This window comes from Actinomadura sp. KC216 (genome assembly GCF_004348535.1).
Classification (GTDB): Bacteria; Actinomycetota; Actinomycetes; order Streptosporangiales; family Streptosporangiaceae; genus Spirillospora.
Genome location: NZ_SMJX01000096.1, coordinates 1 through 16135, shown reverse-complemented (window position 1 = coordinate 16135; position 16135 = coordinate 1). Strand labels below are relative to the sequence as shown.

The window sequence follows — 16135 nt, the reverse complement described above, 5'->3', positions numbered from 1 at the left end:
GGGACCTGACGACCCCTCGTTCGGGCCGTCATCAGGGCCGGTAGGGGTATCCACCCGGACTGGCCACCCGGCCGCGCCGCTCGTCAGCGACCTTCGGCTGATCCGCCTGTGCCCGAAGGGCCGACCATGGTCGTCCACGCCCAGCCGGTGACGAGGTCGGCGGACTTCAAGTCGGCGATCATCGCGGGCGGCTCGCCGCCGGGCAGCAGCCGGACACCGGCGCCGTTGAGCTGCCGCGCGAGCGTCGACATTTACTCCCGTCCCATCCAGGGGCTCTGCACCCCGGAATCGGAGTAGCACAGCACCAGGTACGTCGAGCCGGACAGCCCGGTGTTGATCTTCTCGACGATCTCCACCGCGAGGCGTTCCGCGGGATCGAGATCCGCGCCCCTGTGACTGACGAAGACATTCGCCACTGATGGCCCCGTGGCTCGCCGCTGGCGACCATCCTAGATTTGGACGGCCGCACGCGGGCGTTGAACGGCGACCCGACAACCTGGCCGCCCCAACGATCTTGCTCGCATTCAGAGTGACGGGCGGCTCCGCAGCCCCGGCCGCCGGAAATGGTTTCGGACTGGCCTGCAGATATCGGCTGCTGATGCGTCATGAAATGTTCGGCCGCAAGCCGGTGCCGGTCGCCTGGTGCGGATGGAGGACCACTTCCGCCTGACGTGCCGATCTCTATCGACTGGCGATCCAATAGCGATCACGAAGGACGATTGAAAGCGCTTCCATAAATGCTCGGCAAATGAGTCCAGATCGGTCGCGAACACGGCCCTGCTTGGCCACCAGAAAGTATTCTGGACGCAACCCTCGGCTGACGGGCCGGTCATCTTCAGGCGGGCAATTCACGGGCATCAGAAGATATGGCGGACCACCCCACGGGTCTGGACCAATTCCCCACAGCCCGATGAACGTCCACGGAGTACCAATGCCAGAACCCCCGGCCTTTCCCTTCCCGTCCGACCATGCCCTGCGCCCCTCCCCGCTGCTCGGAAAGGCGCGCGCCGAACGGGCCCCGGTCCGGGTCCGGCTCCGTCACGGGGCGCCCGCCTGGCTGGTCACCTCCTACGAGGACGCGCGCCACGTCCTGAGCAGCCCGGCCTTCGGCCGCGACCACGAACGGGCGGGGGTCCCGGCCGAGCAGGTCGCCGGGATGACGCCCATGGACCCCTCCAGCGGCACCCTGCTCACCACGGACCCGCCCGACCACACCCGGCTGCGGCGGTTCGTCTACCGCACCTTCACCCCGCGCCGGGTGGAGGACCTGCGTCCCGGCGCCCAGCGGATCGCCGACCGCCTCATCGACTCGATGATCGAGGAAGGCCCTCCGGCCGATCTGCTGGACGTCTTCGGGCTCGCCCTGCCGGTCGAGGTCATCTGCGACCTGCTCGGCGTCCCGGCAAGTGACCGGAGCCGCTTCGTCGCGTGGACCGACGCTCTGCTCAGCACCGTGCTGACCGTCGAGGAGGTCCAGGCCAGCATCCACGAGATGAACGCGTACCTGGGTGACCTGGCGGCCCGGCGGCTCGACCACCCCACCGACGATCTGATCGGCGCGCTTGTGCGCGAGCGCGTCGAAGGTGACCGTCTCACCGAGGACGAGGTCAACAACCTCCTGCGCGCCCTGCTCGCCGCCGGCCACGAGACCACCGCGTCGCAGATCCCCAATTTCGTCTTCCTGCTGCTGAGCGGTGGCGACTACGCGCGGCTGGTCGCCGACCCCGATCTGGTTCCCACCGCGGTCGAAGAACTGCTGCGGTACGTGCCGCTGATCGCGCAGGGGTCGATGGTCCGCTTCGTCCTCGAAGACGTCGAGGTGGGCGGCGTGCGGCTGCGCGGCGGCGACCAGGTCCTGATCGAGCTGGCCGCCGCCAACCGCGACGCGCGGGCCTTCCGCGACGCCGAGGAGATGGACATCACCCGGCGGGACAACCCGCACATCGCCTTCGGCCACGGGCCGCACCGCTGCGTGGGCGCCGCCCTGGCGCGGTTGGAGCTCCAGGTCGCGCTGGCGTCGCTCGTCACGCGGCTCCCCGGGCTCCGCCTCGCCCAGCCGCCCGGCGAGGTGCCCTGGCACATCGACAGGTTCGTGCGCCGCCCGCAAAGGCTCATGGTCACCTGGTAGCCGGGCACGGCGTGATCGCCGATGCGGAGGTGGTTCATTAGGGTGGTCCCCGTCGAACGGACGGGGACCTGATGGACGAACGCGGACTCAAGCTGAACTCGCTGGCGCGCTACTCGAAGTCGTCATCGATGTTCGTGCTGGAGGAGTACGGGCACTGCGAGGTCCCCGCGGGCTGCGGCGGTGTCGTATTGCGGTGGCGCAATCCCCGTGACGGCGTTCCGCTGCGAATGCACCTCTACATGAACGGTGACGGCGCGATTTATCTGGACGGGGAGCCGCCGCCCTCGGGGATACCGGTGGTGTCGTTCGGCGAGCATGTGCTGGCATTCGAGCTCGCCTTGGCCGATCCGGCTTATGCGGTGCTGAGTTTCGCCGCGGCCTTTCCACCGGAGTGGCCCAGGGTGAACGCCACCGGTCCCGACGAGCCGAGCGTCTCCGTGGTCTCGGCCGCGGACGGGACGTGGAAGTACACCACGCGGGACCCCGGAGAAGGCTGGACGTCGAGCGGCTTCGACGACGCGTTGTGGCGTCCCATGGTCGCCAACGAGGAGCTGCAGCCGCCGGAGGACCCCGACCGGGACACGGGCCGGTGGCGGTTCCAGGCCGTGCAGCGGCACGGCGGCACCGGGCTGGGTGTGCCCGAACCGGCGGCCCGGGTCTGGGTCCGCAAGACCTTCGAAGTGAGGGGGCTCGGCGATGCCTGAGCGGCGTGCCCCTCTCGTCCTGGTCCCGGAGTACTTCGGCTGCCTGGTGTTCGACCGCCGTACCTCCCGGTACCTGCCGTTCGACGCCGAGACCACGGCCGTGCTGCGCGCCCTGCGCGACCGCCCGGTCGACCGGCTCCTCCAGGAGGAGGCCGACGACGAGCGCCACGGCCGTCTCCTGCGCTTCTACGAGCACTTCGACGAGCTCGGGTTCTTCACGCCGGACGGACGGTTCGCCGGGACGGTCCTGGACGGTCTGGAAGTGCCGCCCGACCATCTGACCGGGCCGCTCGCCGTCCATCTGGAGGTCATCGCGTCCTGCAACCTGGGGTGCGCGCACTGCTTCGCGGGCGACCTGCCGCGCCGCGACAGGCGGCTCACCCTGGACGAGATCGACGGGCTGTTCGCGCAGATGGCGCGCCTGGGCAGCTTCCGCCTCGGGCTGACCGGCGGCGAGCCGCTGCTGCGCAAGGACCTCTTCCAGATCATCGACCTGGCGCTCGGCCACGGCCTGGCGCCCTGCGTCACCACCAACGGGCTGCTGATCACCGAGGAGATCGCGCGCGAGTTCGGGAAGCGCGAGCTGGTGTGGCTGAACGTCAGCCTGGAGGGCGCCACCGCCGCGACCAACGACGCGGTGCGCGGCGAGGGCGTCTTCGCCAGGGTCATGGACCGGCTCGCGGTGCTGCGCCGCCACTCCCGGTTCACGCTCGCCTTCACGATCATGAAGTCGAACCTCGCGGAGATCGAGGACTGCGCACGGCTGGCGCACGAGGTCGGCGCCGACACCGCGGTGTTCCGCCCGCTGTATCCGGTGGGCGTCGCGTCCCGGCACATGGACCTGATGCCGACGTTCGCCGAGTACAGCACCGCGCTGAACGAGCTCGCCTCGATGGAGGCGGACGCGCCGGTGTCCCTGCGCCACATCGACCCGTTCAGCCCGCAGGCGCGGACCGAGACGCAGTCCGTCGTCCAGCAGAACTACGGGTGCGGAGCGGGGAACCTCGTCTGCTCGATCTCGGTTTCGGGCGAGGTCAACCCGTGCAGCTTCCTCGGCCCCGGTTTCGTGGCGGCGAACATCCGCGACACCTCCCTCGCCGAGATATGGCACCGCAGCGCGGGGTTCCGGGAGATCCGCGCGCTGCCGTCCACGGAACCGGACGGCGGCGCCGCGTTCGCCGGGGGCTGCCGCGCCCGCGCGCTGGTGCTCGGCGGGTCGGTCAACGCCCCCGACCCCTGGATCCTCGACCACGCCGGTTCCGGTGGCCGCAACCCGCTCGTCGTCCTGGACGTCAACGCGGGCGGGGCCGGGTCGTGCGGAGGGGCGTGCGGCTGAGCCATGGACCAGCGAGAACTCCTCACCCAGGCCCGCGACCTGGAAGCGTCCGGCGAGCTGCGCGAGGCCGCGTCCCGCTACGACCGCGCGTACGCGCTGGACCCCGCCGACACGGAGGTGGCGGAGGCCCGCGCCGCGCTGCTCGACCGGATGGCGGTCACCGAGCACGGCATCACCTTCCGCTACATCCCCGCCGGGACGTTCCTGATGGGCTCGTCCGGCGGCGACCAGGACGAGCGCCCCGTCCACGAGGTGCGGCTCGGCGACGTCTGGATGGCGGAGACGCCGGTGAGCTGGTGGACGTTCTGCGATCTCATGGGCTGGGCGCTCCCTCCCGAGGGGGTCCCGCCGGGCGAGGGCGTCGACCGCAAGTTCATGTTCGGCCTGCACATCGAGAACCAGATCCGCTGGCAGTACTGCGAGGACGCCACCACCGGCGCGACCGACTGGCACGCCCACAACCCCCGGCTCACGCTGACCCGCGGCGACGGGGAGTCCGTGCCGGCGGAGGAGTTCTTCGGCAGGGTGCCCCGCGACCACTCGGCGCCCTGGCTCTACGAGCGCAAGCCCATGGTCGGCGTCTCCTGGGCGGCCGCCGCGGAACTCGGTGAGCGGCTGTCGGACGACCGCGTCCGCTACCGCCTGCCCACCGAGGCGGAATGGGAGCGCGCCGCGCGGGGCGGGCTGTCCGGCCGCCGCTACCCGTGGGGCGACGAGCCGCCGACGCCCGAACGGTGCGACTTCGACCGCTTCACCGAGTTCGCGATCCGCCCGGTGAAGGACATCCCGCCCAACGGCTACGGCCTCTACGGGATGGCGGGCTCGGTCTGGGAATGGACGTCCGACTGGTACGACGCCGAGTACTACCGGCACTCCCCCGGCGCCGACCCGCGCGGCCCGGCGGAGGGGACCGAACGGGTGCTCCGGGGCGGCTCCTGGGCCGACTGCGCCGACACGGTCAGCGTCTCCTTCCGCATGTCCCGCGCGCCCGACGACGGGCTCACCCCCAACATCGGCTTCCGCCTCTGCCGCGAGCCCGTCCGGTAGCCGTCCTGTCCGGTGACCGCAGCACCTCCGGCTCGCGCGGGCTCGGCTGCTCGACCCGCGCGAACGCGGGGCTGCTGACCACGGCCCCGGCCCTGGGCGTCCCGGCGCGCCGGTGATCAATAGAGACCATTCCGCCGTCCCCGGTGAATTCGTTATCGGCGCTCTATGCCAAGAGTATTAACACTGAAAAATTCGGGGGCCTTTGAAAGGGCTCGAAATCCGGCCGATGGTCTATTTTAAGGGTGCCTTTGCTTATACCCCCACATCAGGAGCCGTAATGTCCCCCCGCCGCGTCGGCATCGTCCTCGGTGCCGTTCTGGTCCTGCTTTCCGGGATGACGCTTCCCGCCACGGCCGCCCCTGCGGCCGCCCCTGCCGCGCCGCCGATCATCGGCGGATCGTTCGCCACCGACGCCGAGGCGCCGTGGGCCGCCTCGATCTACCGCAGCAGCGGATCGTTCGTCTGCTCCGGCACCATCATCGCCCCGACCTGGGTGCTCACCGCGCGGCACTGCGTCAGCAGCGGCATCAGCGTCCGCGTCGGCAGCGTCTACCGGGGCCGCGCCACCCCGGTCAGCGTCAGCAACTACCAGGTCGCACCGCAGGGCGACCTGGCCCTGGTGAAGCTGGCCACCGCCCACAACACCACGTTCTCCCAGCTCGCCGACGCCAATCCGCCGAACGGCTCGACCAACCAGATCTGCGGCTGGGGCTACACCAGCTACAACGGCCCGATCTCGGAGCAGCTCAAGTGCGCGGACGTGCGCGTCACGTCCACCTCGTGCCGCGACTACCACCAGGGCCAGGCGATCTGCAGCAGCAGGATCACCGGCAACGCCTGGAGCGGCGACTCCGGCGGCCCGCAGCGCTACAACGGCCAGCAGGTCGGCGTCGCGTCCACCGCCGACGGCCGGTCGACGCAGACCTACGGAAGCGTCCCCGCCAGCCGCGCCTGGATCCGCTCGGTGGCCGGGGTCTGACCGCCCGCACCGTCCAGACCCCTACTCGGCGGCGGATTCACCGAGGTCGAGCCGGGTGTGGATCGGTATGCCGCCCGCCAGCGACCGGGCGACCGGGCAGCGCTCGGTGTGACGGTCGTGTGCCCGTCTGACCTTCGCCTCGTCCACGCCGTGGGCGAGGCGAAGGCGGTACCGGACGGTGATGCGCGCGATCCTCAGCACGCCGCCGTCGTTGACGATCTCGCCCTCCCCCTCGGCGAGCAGCGCGCCGTCGGCGACGGGCTGGCCGAGCGCGCCGAGCATCCCGCCGAAGGTGCCGGCGAGGCAGCCGGTGGCCGCGCCGACCACGTAGTCCAGCGTGGTGGCGTGCGGTTCGATCTGGTCCATCGGCACCTGGTAGTGCTCGGCGACGGGGCCGTGCATCCCCATCGGGACCGGGCCGCCGTCCACCGGGACGGTGACCAGCTTGGTCCGGCCCGGCGCGGGGACCACGGAGACCCGGGAGCGCTCGACGACCGGCAACGATTCGGTGGTGCCGCTCATCGGGCGGCCCCCGGCAGCAGGCCGTGCGCGTCCAGCCAGGTCCTGATCCGCTCGACGACCTCGGCCCGGCCGTGCTCCTGGTTGACCATGTAGTGGTTCAGTCCCGGCATCTCGACGAGGGTGGAGCGGTCCGGGCCGATCGCCTCGTGCATCAGCCGGGAGTTGTCGGGCATCGCGCCCTGGTCCGCGAGCAGGCTGCAGATCAGCACGGGGACGGTCGTGTGCGGCAGCGCCTCGACCGCGTCCGCGCGCGAATGGCGGAGGCTCCACGAGCTGAGCCAGCTGCGCAGCGTGTGGTACCGGCCGAGGCCGGCGCCCGCCTCGTTGGCCACCCGGGGGTCGCCGTACATGCTGCCGGCCTCGCGGTCGCTGGGGTCGATGGTCAGGTCCACGAACCGGGGGTCGGCGACCGTCCGGTGGACGACGAACGCGCGGTCGCCGACGCCTAGCGCGGTCAGGCGGGCGAGTTCGCGTTCGGCCCAGTCGCTGATCCGGTCCATGCGGGCGCGCTGGGCCTTGCGGTACTGCCGCACCCAGTCGGGGTCGAACGGGGGCGTGCGTCCGGCGGCGAACAGGTCGAGCTCGGGGTCGCGGCGGTCCGGGTCGGACTCGTCGAGGACGGACGGGTCGATCCAGCTCGCGAGGAGCCTGCCCCGTCCGGCGTGCGCGGCGAGGAGCAGGACGGCATCCGCCGGTTCGAGACCGGCCCGGGTCAGGTCGGGCGGGTCCCCGGCGGGGGTGGCGGTGACGGTGGGGTTCTCCGCCTGGCTCTGGTAGTAGGCGACGGCCGGGCCGCCGCCGCTGAACCCGGCGAGGACGACCCGCTCGTAGCCGAGTTCCTCCTTCATCCAGCGGACGGCGGCGCCGATGTCCAGCACCACGTTCTCCATGATCGTGGTGGCGTCGTTGCCGACGTAGCGGGTGTTCAGCCCGAGCACCGGAAGCCCCGCCTCGGCGAGGGGTTCCAGCATGAAGTGGGTGAGGAAGTTCGACGTCGGGTGCATGAGGATCAGCCCGATGTCGCGGCCGGCGTCGTCCCGCCGCACCAGGTTGCCGTGAATGCGGGGATAGTGCCTGGCCAGGCCCGAGTGGATCTCGATGCGGCTCGCGGTGGTGCCGGGGTCCATCGGGATGGCCTGCAGCTCGTGGAGCAGGGTCATGACGTTCACGGCCTCCAACTAATTACCGATTATCGGTCACAGAATGCGTATATTGAACACTGTCGGGCCAGGTGGCGCGCAGTGTCAAGCGGGCGTGAGCCTCGCCTCGTCGCCTGGCCGGTCGGTTGACACGGGAGACCGGGAAGGGAAGTCTGTAACCGTTAGACGAACATGTTAACCGATTATCGGTGAGGTGGAGGATCGTGGGGGAACTGCCGTCCCTGAGTGAGCGATTGCTGGCCAAGGCCGCGTCGGTGAACCGGCCGGAGGAGGCGAAGAAGGCGATCAACGACGCGCTCGCCGCGCTGGAGCGCGAGGGGGTCGCTCCGGGCCTCAAGATCGGCGAGACCGCGCCGGACTTCACACTCCCCAACGCGGTCGGCGACCCGGTGCGGCTGGCCGACCGGCTCGCCGCCGGGCCGGTCGTGCTCACCTTCTACCGGGGCACGTGGTGCCCCTACTGCAATATCGAGCTGCACGCCTACCAGGAGGTGCTGCCCGCGTTCCGCGCGGAGGGGGCGCACATCGTCGCGGTCAGCCCGCAGGCTCCGGACGACTCGCTCGACATGCGCGACAAGCACGGTCTGGAGTTCGACGTGCTGTCCGACCTGTCGCAGGAGGTGCTGGCGTCCTACAAGGTCCGGTTCGTCTTCCCCGCGGTCGCGCTGCCGCATGTGCTCGACGCGACCACGAAGGCGCTGGCCAAGCAGCAGCCGGACGGCGAGTGGAGCCTGCCCGTCCCGGCCACCTTCGTCCTCGACCAGGAGGGTGTCGTGCGCGCCAGGCACGCCACCATGGCCTACCGCACCAGGATGGAGCCCGCCGAGGCGCTGCGGGCCGTGCGCGAGATCAACGAGGCGCGGCGATGAGCGTCATCACCGGGGTGCGCACGCAGGTGGCCCGGATCCCGCTCGGCGCGGGCCGGGGCGGCTCCGGCGCGACGCAGGTCGACCTGCTGCTGGTGACCGTCACCGACGACGCGGGCGCGTCCGGGACGGGTTTCACCTACGCGCTTACGGGCGGCATCGAGGCGGTGCACGCGCTCACGACCGGGCTCGTGCGCGGGCTGGTGGTCGGCACCCGGATCGACCACTGGCCGTCCACCTGGCAGGAGGTCTGGTCGAAGACCCACCGGCTGGGACGCGGCATCGCGCTCCCCGCGCTGTCCGCCGCCGACATCGCGGTGTGGGACCTCCGCGCCCGCCGCGCCGGCGAGCCGCTCTACCGCTTCCTCGGCGCGCACCGCGACCGCGTCCCGATCTACGGCAGCGGCCGCGCCACCCACGCGATGAGCGTGGACGAGCTGATCGAGGGCTCCAAGGCGTACGTGTCCGAGGGCTACGACGCGATCAAGCTGCGCGTCGGGGCGCGCCCGGCGGCGGAGGACGTGGAGCGCGTCGCCGCCGTCCGCGCCGCCCTCGGCGACCGGATCCGGATCATGGTCGACTGCAACGAGCGGCTCGACCTGCCGACCGCCCTGTGGCTCGGGAGGCGGCTCGCCGACCTCGGCGTGTACTGGATGGAGGAGCCGCTGGCCTCCGACGACGTCGCCGGGCACGCCCAGCTCGCGGAGCGGGCCGGGCTGCCGATCGCGGTCGGCGAGCACCTGCTCGGCCGCTTCGAGTTCGCCGACTACCTGCGGGCGGGCGCCGCGTCGGTGCTGCAGCCGGACGTCCCGCTGACCGGCGGCGTCACCGAGTGGCTGCGGATCAGCGCGATCGCCGAGCCGTTCGGCGCCGTCCTGGCGCCGCACTTCCTGCCCGAGCTGCACGTCCACCTCGCCGCTGCGGTGCCGAACTGCCCCACCGTCGAGCACTTCCCGCTGATCGACGACGTGCTGACCGAGACCGTCGCGATCGGCGGCGGGCACGCGACGCCGCCCGACCGTCCGGGCCACGGCATCCGCTGGGATCCGGACGCGCTGGACCGCCACACCATCGAGCTTCCCGAGGAGGGATCATGAGCAAGCCGTTCGCGTCCACCGCGGACACGGAGGAGAAGACCGAGACGCTGGAGGTGCTCGCCGACGGCGTGTACGCGCTCACGACCGGCGGCGACCCGAACGTCGGCGCGATCGAGGGCGAGGACTTCCTGGTCTGCTTCGAGGCCCGCGCGACCCCGCTGATGGCGCGGCGCTGGCTCGACCGGCTGCGCGAGCACACCGACAAGCCGGTGCGCTACCTCGTCCTGTCGCACTACCACGCGGTGCGGGTGCTGGGCGCCGCGGCGTTCGACGCGGAGATCATCGTGACGAGCGCCGAGACCGGGCGGCTGATCGGCGAGCGCGGCGCGGAGGACTGGGCCGTGGAGTTCGGCCGGATGCCGCGCCTGTTCGAGGGCCACGAGGAGATCCCCGGGCTGACCTGGCCCACGCTGACCTTCGCCGACCACCTGTCCATCGAGCTGGGCGGCGACCGCGGCACCGTCGAGCTGGGCTTCGCCGGACGCGGCCACACCTCGGGCGACATCTACGCCTGGCTGCCGAAGCAGCGCGTCCTGTACGCGGGCGACCTGGTGGAGAACGGCTCCGCCGTCTACACCGGCGACGCCTACCACCAGGAGTGGAGCACCGGCACGCTCGACGCGGTGAAGGCGCTGCGCCCGGAGATCCTCGTCGGCGGGCGCGGCGACATCGCCCGCACGGCCGACGAGAGCGCCCGGGCCGTGGAGAGCACCCGCGACTTCCTGACCACGCTGCTGCGCGCGGTCGGCGAGGTCCGCGACAAGGGCGGCTCCCGCCGGGACGCCTACCACGCCGCGCGCGAGGCGCTGCTGCCCGTCTACGGCGGCATGCCCGTGTTCGAGCACGCGCTGGTGTTCGACACCCAGCGGGTCTGGGAGGAACTGGCCGGCGAGCCGCCCGCCATCTGGACGACGGACCGGGACCACCGGGTCTGGGACGAACTCACCGGCTGAAGGACGAGACGAATGGTCTTCTACCGCAGCGCGGGCGAGATCCCGCGCAAGCGCCATACCCGTTTCACCGGCGCGGACGGCGCCCTCCTGCACGAGGAGATGCAGGGCGAGGAAGGGTTCAGCTGGACCCAGTCGTTCCTGTACCACCGCAAGGCGCCGACGGTGATCACGTCCGCGGCGACCGTCGAGCTGCCCGACGAGGGGCTGGCCGACAACGCGCCGCTCCTCCCCCGCCACCTGCGCACGCACGACCTGAAGCCCGGCGGTGACCCGGTGCTCGACCGCCGCGTGGTGCTGGGCAACGGGCAGGTGCGCGTGTCGTCGGTGTGCGCGGACCGGGACGGCGTGCTGTACCGGAACGCGTCCGGCGACGAGCTGGTGTTCGTCGAGGCCGGGTCGGGCGTGCTGGAATCGGCGTACGGCACCCTGGCCGTGACCAGCGGGGACTACGTGCTCATTCCGACGTCCACCACGCATCGCTGGCTGGTGGACGGGCCGGAGCTGCGGCTGCTGGTGATCGCGGCGGCCGACGGCGGGCACATCCGCCCGCCGAAGCGGTTCCTCTCCCCCATCGGCCAGTTCCTGGACGGCTCGCCGTACAACGAACGCGACCTGCGCGCCCCGGCCGAACCCCTCCCGGACCATTCGGGCGAGGCCGAGGTCTTCGTCCGGCACCGGGGCGGCATGACCCGCTACACCTACGCCCACCATCCGTTCGACGTGGTCGGCTGGGACGGCTACAACTACCCCTACGCGCTCTCGATCAGGGACTACACGCCCTCGACGGGCGCGCTGCACCTGCCGCCGCCCACCTACATCACCTTCGAGGGCCCCGGATTCGTCATCTGCTCGTTCGTGCCGCGGATGTTCGACTACCACCCGGACGCGGTGAAGGTGCCCTACAACCACGCGAACGTCGACTCCGACGAGGTGCTGTTCTATTTCGAGGGCGACTTCATGAGCCGGTCCGGCAGCGGAATCGGCCAGGGCTCCCTGTCGCTGCACCCGGCGGGCTACATCCACGGCCCGCAGCCCGGCAGCGCGGAGAAGAGCCGGGACGCCGTCCGCACCGAGGAGTACGCGGTCATGCTCGACACGTTCCGCCCGCTGCGCCTGGGCGCCGCGGCGACCGAGATCGAGGACCACGGCTACGCATGGAGCTGGGCACGCGGCGAAGGCATCCACGTGGACGCCTGACGATCCCTGAGCACCGCGAGGGGCCCCGCCACACGATGGCGGGGCCTTCCTCATTCCATGAATTCACACGAGTCCCGCCCTGAACAGCGGGCGGACGTGCGAGGGCCGCCGGCCAGAGTGCTGGCCGGCGGCCGTGAGCCCGCCTGTGAGCGGCGCCGTCACACGAGCTGGGGAGTCGCCTCCACGGTGGACCGTTCCCGCCCGCGCAGCACGGTGATGCACACGAAGCTGATCAGCGAGAGGGCGGTGAGATAGGCGCCGACCCACAACGAGGAGCCGGTCGTCCCCTGCAGCCAGGCCGCGATGAAAGGCGCGAATCCACCGCCGAAAATGGCGCCCAGCTGGTATCCGAGGGACGCGCCGCTGTAGCGGACGTCGGCGTCGAAGAGTTCCGCGAAAAGGGCGGCCTGCGGCCCGTAGGTGGCCGACAGCCCGAGCGCGGTGATGACGACGGCGACGACCATCAGCGGAATGGTCTTGGTGTCCAGCAGGAGGAAGAACGGAATCGACCACGCGAGCAGCACGAGCCCGCCGCCGAGGAACACCGGGCGCCTGCCGACGCGGTCGGAGAGCGCGGAGAAGGCGGGCAGGGTGACCAGCCATACCGCGCTGGCGATCAGGACCAGCGTGAGCATGGTGTTCTGGCTCAGCTTGAGCGTCTTCGTCCCGTAGCTGAGCATGTAGACGATCATCACGTAGCCGATGGCGTTGTTGGCGAGGAAGGTCCCGCCGGCCAGCAGCAGCTGCCGCGGGTTGTCCCTGACCACCGTCAGCAGCGGGTTCCGGCGCAGGCCCTGGTCCCGGGTCTCGGCGAACTCCGGCGTCTCGCCGATCTTGGCGCGGATGAGCATCCCCGCCGCGACGAGCACGATGCTGCCCAGGAACGGGAGCCGCCAGGCCCAGTCGATGAACCCCTGCTTCCCGACCGTGGCGAGAATGAGCAGGAAGACCGAGTTGGACAGGATCACCCCGGCCGGAACCCCCATCTGCGGGAAGCTCCCGTAGAAGCCGCGCTTTCCGGGCGGCGCGTTCTCCACCGCGAGCAGGACGGCTCCGCCCCACTCCCCGCCGACGCCGAAGCCCTGCAGGAACCGCAGCACGACCAGCAGGATCGGCGCCCACACGCCGATGTCGGCGTAGGTGGGGAGCAGGCCGATGGCGAAGGTGGCGCTGCCCATCAGCAGCAGCGAGAGGACCAGCATCGACTTGCGTCCGACGAGGTCGCCGAAGTGGCCCATCAGCGCGCCGCCCAGCGGCCGGGCGAGGAAGCCGACCGCCAGGGTGCTGAACGCGGCGAGCGTCCCGGCGAGGTCGGACGAGCCGGGGAAGAACTGCGGCGCGAACACCAGGACCGCCGCCGTGCCGTAGATGAAGAAGTCGTACCACTCGATCGCCGTGCCGACGAGGCTGGCGAGCGCGACGCGTCTGAGGCCGCGGGGTGTGGGTGGGGTGGGGACCGTCATGCGCCGCCTTTCGCCGATGTCTTCACCGATAATCGGTTTCATAGACCGGATAGCGAGAGCATGCACCGTGACGGCGGCCACTGTCAACGACGCGCCGCCATCCCGGCGGGCGAATCCGCGGTGCCCGCGCGCGAGCACGACGGCACGGGAACGGGCATGTGAGCGGGCCGTCGGCAGAGCGGAACGCCGAAACGAGCCGGGCATCCGAAAGCGCCGCACCGCCTGAGCGGCGGGCGGGAGAGCGGGATCAAGGTCGCCGGGACGAGGCGCGGCGCACCCCGCGGGTCGGTGCCGCGCGGGTCGGTGCCGCGCGGGTCGGTGCCGCGCGGGTCAGCGTCCCGTTGATCAGTGCAGGGCGCGGCCGATGCGGTCGGCCAGCGCGACGACCTCGCGGGCCAGCATGTCGTCGTCGTGGACCTCGTGCGCCGGGACGATCAGCCCGACCGCGGCCTCGGCCTCGCCCGCGATCGTGATCGGCGCGGCGATGCCGGTGAAGTTGGGCACCAGCCTGCTGGTGGTCTTGGCGTATCCCAGGGCGCGGGCCTCGGTGATCTCGGGGTCCTCCCCCTCGACCGGCGGCCGGCCGGCGAGGATCGCCATGCCGGACGCGGCCTGCGGCAGCGGATGCCGGGAGCCCGGGCGGAGGCCGACGTGGAAGGCCGCGTTGCGGGGTTCCACCGAGGCCAGCGCGACGGCGTCGGCACCGTCCGCGATGTGCAGGACGGCGGTGAGCCCGAGCCGCTCCGACACCTCGGAGAGCTCCGGGCCCGCGACGACCAGCAGGTTGTTCGAGACCCGCCGGGCGAGGCTGAGCAGTGTGGTGCCCAGCACGTACCGGCCGTCGCGGCGCCGGCCCACATACCCGCGGTTGAGCAGCGTGGTCAGCAGCCGGGCGACGATCGAGCGGTGCACGCCGAGCGCCGCCGCGACGTCGGTCGCGGTCATGCCGTCCTGGGCGTCCGCGAGGGTTTCGAGCACCCGGAGACCGCGGTCGAGCGTCTGGGCGACCTCCACCGGCTTGCCCGCACGCGTGTCCATGCGCCCACTCCCCGTCCGCCCGCTCGTCAGTCCATCCACCGATAATCGGACACCGATTATCGCACACCTTGATCGATTGACGCAAAAAGCGCGGCCGAAGGGTTGACTTTCGGCCATCAGCCGCCAGGATTGCTCTATATGCGATCTGCATAACCGATTATCGGTTAGCGCGTGGAGGTGGACGAGTGTCGACAACCGAGAGCCCGGTCGTCATCATCGGGGCCGGACCGGTGGGGATGACCGCGGCGCTGTTGCTGGCTCGTCACGGCGTCCGCAGCACCGTCCTGGAGCGGCGCACCACGCCGAGCTGCGGGCAGTCCCGTGCGGTGACCGTCCAGCGCGACGTCCTGTCCCTCCTCGACCGGCTCGGGGTGGCGGAGGAGATCCTGCGGGACGGCGCGAGCTGGTCGCTCGGGCGGACCTACTTCCGCGAGCAGGAGCTCCTCCAGCTCCGCTTCCCCACCTCCGAGGACGAGCTCTACCCCCCGTTCGTGAACTTCCCGCAGTTCCGCACCGAAGAGCTCCTCCACGCCCGAGCCGAAGCCTGCGGCCTGGTGCGGTTCCGGCACGGGCACACCGTCACCTCCGTCGACGACAGGGGCGGCGAGGTGGTGGTGACCGCCGACGGCCCGGACGGCACCGAGACCCACCGGGCCCCCTACGTCATCGCCGCCGACGGGATCGGCAGCCGGGTGCGCGGCGGGCTCGGCATCGCCTACTCCGGCTGGCAGACCGAGGGCCGCTTCCTGGTCTGCGACTTCGCCGCCGACCTGCCCTTCAGCCGGGAGCGGCGGCTCTGGTTCGACCCGCCGTTCCACCCGGGCCGGATCGTCCTCATGCACAGCTTCGGCCCCGACCGGTGGCGCGTCGACTGGCAGATCGAGCCCGACGCCGACGAGAACCACTACCTCGCCCGGCTGGACGACATGCTCCGCGGCGTCATCGGCGCGCACGAGACGCGGATCCTGCGCGCCAACACCTATACCTTCCAGCAGCGTTGCGCCGAGCGCTTCAGCCAGGGCCGGGTGTTCCTGGCGGGCGACGCCGCGCACGTGGTCTCCCCGTTCGGCGCCCGCGGGATGAACAGCGGGATCGAGGACGCGGAGAACCTCGCCTGGAAACTCGCCTTCGTCCTCACCGGACGCGCGGACCCCGCCCTCCTGGACACCTACGACCTGGAGCGCCGCGCCGCGGCCGAGCACCACGTCGCGGTCACGGGCGCCACGATGAAGTTCATGACGCCCGCGTCCGCCGAGGGCGTCGCCCGGCGCGACGCGATCCTCGCCGCCGCCGCGGCCGACCCCGCGCGGCACTCCGACGTGGACAGCGGGCGCCTGTACGAGCCGTTCCCCTACGCCGGCTCCCCGCTGACCGTCCCCGGCGGCGGCGCGGGCGCCCTGGTCCCCGACGGCCCGGCGGGCACGACCACGCTGCGCGCCCGCCTGGCGGGCGACTTCTCCCTGCTGGCCGTCCCCGCCCCCGCGACCTCCGCCCAGGACGTCGCGCGACGGCTCGCGGACGCCACGGCGATCGCCGCGGACCACCGCCTCACGCTGGTCAGGCCGCAGGGCCAGGCGCCGGACCCGGGGGCCACCGCGCTCCACGACCGGACGGGCGGCCTCACCGGCTGGCTGCCCGACCACAC

The 16135-nt window shown here is 71.6% G+C and carries 16 protein-coding genes; 10 read left to right on the top strand and 6 right to left on the bottom strand.

The window, feature by feature from the left end; all coding sequences use genetic code 11:
• Positions 1 to 83 precede the first annotated feature (83 nt).
• Complete coding sequence (locus tag E1264_RS43480; protein WP_165964244.1) at positions 84 to 251, bottom strand: hypothetical protein; 168 nt, start codon at positions 249 to 251, stop codon at positions 84 to 86.
• Positions 252 to 416 (bottom strand): toll/interleukin-1 receptor domain-containing protein, encoded by a 165-nt coding sequence (locus E1264_RS43475; protein ID WP_165964243.1) that lies wholly within the window; start codon positions 414 to 416, stop codon positions 252 to 254.
• Between the two features lie 515 nt (positions 417 to 931).
• Here E1264_RS43475 and E1264_RS18585 point away from each other — a divergent pair.
• The 5 genes from E1264_RS18585 to E1264_RS18565 all read left to right on the top strand — a co-directional run bounded on the left by E1264_RS18585 (position 932) and on the right by E1264_RS18565 (position 6194).
• A complete protein-coding gene (locus E1264_RS18585) occupies positions 932 to 2128 on the top strand; it encodes a cytochrome P450 (RefSeq protein WP_132175133.1) in 1197 nt (398 codons plus the stop codon).
• A gap of 71 nt (positions 2129 to 2199) precedes the next feature.
• Positions 2200 to 2832, top strand: a complete 633-nt coding sequence (locus E1264_RS18580; RefSeq protein WP_132175131.1) for a hypothetical protein — start codon at positions 2200 to 2202, stop codon at positions 2830 to 2832.
• A complete protein-coding gene (locus E1264_RS18575) occupies positions 2825 to 4168 on the top strand; it encodes a radical SAM protein (protein WP_132175129.1) in 1344 nt (447 codons plus the stop codon). Before E1264_RS18580 ends, E1264_RS18575 begins: the two co-directional genes overlap by 8 nt.
• Positions 4169 to 4171: 3 nt before the next feature.
• Positions 4172 to 5215, top strand: coding sequence for an SUMF1/EgtB/PvdO family nonheme iron enzyme (locus E1264_RS18570; RefSeq protein WP_132175127.1), 1044 nt, complete (start codon positions 4172 to 4174; stop codon positions 5213 to 5215).
• A 277-nt stretch (positions 5216 to 5492) separates the two neighbouring features.
• A complete protein-coding gene (locus E1264_RS18565) occupies positions 5493 to 6194 on the top strand; it encodes a serine protease (RefSeq protein WP_132175125.1) in 702 nt (233 codons plus the stop codon).
• Positions 6195 to 6215: 21 nt separating this feature from the next.
• On the opposite strand, the gene E1264_RS18560 is transcribed toward E1264_RS18565, so the two are convergent.
• Both E1264_RS18560 and E1264_RS18555 read right to left on the bottom strand, forming a co-directional pair.
• On the bottom strand, positions 6216 to 6716 hold the full coding sequence (locus E1264_RS18560) for an OsmC family protein (RefSeq protein WP_132175123.1): 501 nt from the start codon (positions 6714 to 6716) through the stop codon (positions 6216 to 6218).
• Complete coding sequence (locus tag E1264_RS18555) at positions 6713 to 7885, bottom strand: alpha/beta hydrolase (protein WP_207936005.1); 1173 nt, start codon at positions 7883 to 7885, stop codon at positions 6713 to 6715. Before E1264_RS18555 ends, E1264_RS18560 begins: the two co-directional genes overlap by 4 nt.
• A 194-nt stretch (positions 7886 to 8079) precedes the next feature.
• Between E1264_RS18555 and E1264_RS18550 the strand changes: the two genes are divergently transcribed.
• From E1264_RS18550 to E1264_RS18535, 4 genes are read left to right on the top strand one after another with little or no spacing between them, the layout of a single operon-like run.
• Entirely contained in the window at positions 8080 to 8745 is a 666-nt protein-coding gene (locus tag E1264_RS18550; RefSeq protein WP_165964242.1) for a peroxiredoxin family protein, read from the top strand.
• Positions 8742 to 9839, top strand: coding sequence for a mandelate racemase/muconate lactonizing enzyme family protein (locus E1264_RS18545; RefSeq protein WP_132175119.1), 1098 nt, complete (start codon positions 8742 to 8744; stop codon positions 9837 to 9839). Before E1264_RS18550 ends, E1264_RS18545 begins: the two co-directional genes overlap by 4 nt.
• The gene (locus tag E1264_RS18540) at positions 9833 to 10792 is read left to right on the top strand and encodes an MBL fold metallo-hydrolase (RefSeq protein WP_132175153.1); all 960 of its coding nucleotides are present in this window, start codon (positions 9833 to 9835) and stop codon (positions 10790 to 10792) included. Before E1264_RS18545 ends, E1264_RS18540 begins: the two co-directional genes overlap by 7 nt.
• Before the next feature lie 12 nt (positions 10793 to 10804).
• Positions 10805 to 11989, top strand: coding sequence for a homogentisate 1,2-dioxygenase (locus E1264_RS18535; protein WP_132175117.1), 1185 nt, complete (start codon positions 10805 to 10807; stop codon positions 11987 to 11989).
• Between the two features lie 158 nt (positions 11990 to 12147).
• Here E1264_RS18535 and E1264_RS18530 read toward each other — a convergent pair whose 3' ends face one another.
• Both E1264_RS18530 and E1264_RS18525 read right to left on the bottom strand, forming a co-directional pair.
• A complete protein-coding gene (locus tag E1264_RS18530) occupies positions 12148 to 13452 on the bottom strand; it encodes an MFS transporter (protein WP_132175115.1) in 1305 nt (434 codons plus the stop codon).
• A gap of 345 nt (positions 13453 to 13797) precedes the next feature.
• Entirely contained in the window at positions 13798 to 14490 is a 693-nt protein-coding gene (locus tag E1264_RS18525) for a helix-turn-helix domain-containing protein (protein ID WP_165964241.1), read from the bottom strand.
• Positions 14491 to 14675: 185 nt separating this feature from the next.
• Here E1264_RS18525 and E1264_RS18520 point away from each other — a divergent pair.
• On the top strand, positions 14676 to 16135 hold a 1460-nt coding region (locus E1264_RS18520; RefSeq protein ID WP_132175111.1), incomplete at its 3' end, for an FAD-dependent oxidoreductase.

Coding starts and splice junctions, on each gene's coding strand:
- E1264_RS18585 (WP_132175133.1), top strand. CDS start 932: ATGCCAGAACCCCCGGCCTTTCCCTTCCCGTCCGACCATGCCCTGCGC.
- E1264_RS18565 (WP_132175125.1), top strand. CDS start 5,493: ATGTCCCCCCGCCGCGTCGGCATCGTCCTCGGTGCCGTTCTGGTCCTG.
- E1264_RS18545 (WP_132175119.1), top strand. CDS start 8,742: ATGAGCGTCATCACCGGGGTGCGCACGCAGGTGGCCCGGATCCCGCTC.
- E1264_RS18530 (WP_132175115.1), bottom strand. CDS start 13,452: ATGACGGTCCCCACCCCACCCACACCCCGCGGCCTCAGACGCGTCGCG.
- E1264_RS18580 (WP_132175131.1), top strand. CDS start 2,200: ATGGACGAACGCGGACTCAAGCTGAACTCGCTGGCGCGCTACTCGAAG.
- E1264_RS43480 (WP_165964244.1), bottom strand. CDS start 251: ATGTCGACGCTCGCGCGGCAGCTCAACGGCGCCGGTGTCCGGCTGCTG.
- E1264_RS18560 (WP_132175123.1), bottom strand. CDS start 6,716: ATGAGCGGCACCACCGAATCGTTGCCGGTCGTCGAGCGCTCCCGGGTC.
- E1264_RS18535 (WP_132175117.1), top strand. CDS start 10,805: ATGGTCTTCTACCGCAGCGCGGGCGAGATCCCGCGCAAGCGCCATACC.
- E1264_RS18575 (WP_132175129.1), top strand. CDS start 2,825: ATGCCTGAGCGGCGTGCCCCTCTCGTCCTGGTCCCGGAGTACTTCGGC.
- E1264_RS18570 (WP_132175127.1), top strand. CDS start 4,172: ATGGACCAGCGAGAACTCCTCACCCAGGCCCGCGACCTGGAAGCGTCC.
- E1264_RS18525 (WP_165964241.1), bottom strand. CDS start 14,490: ATGGACACGCGTGCGGGCAAGCCGGTGGAGGTCGCCCAGACGCTCGAC.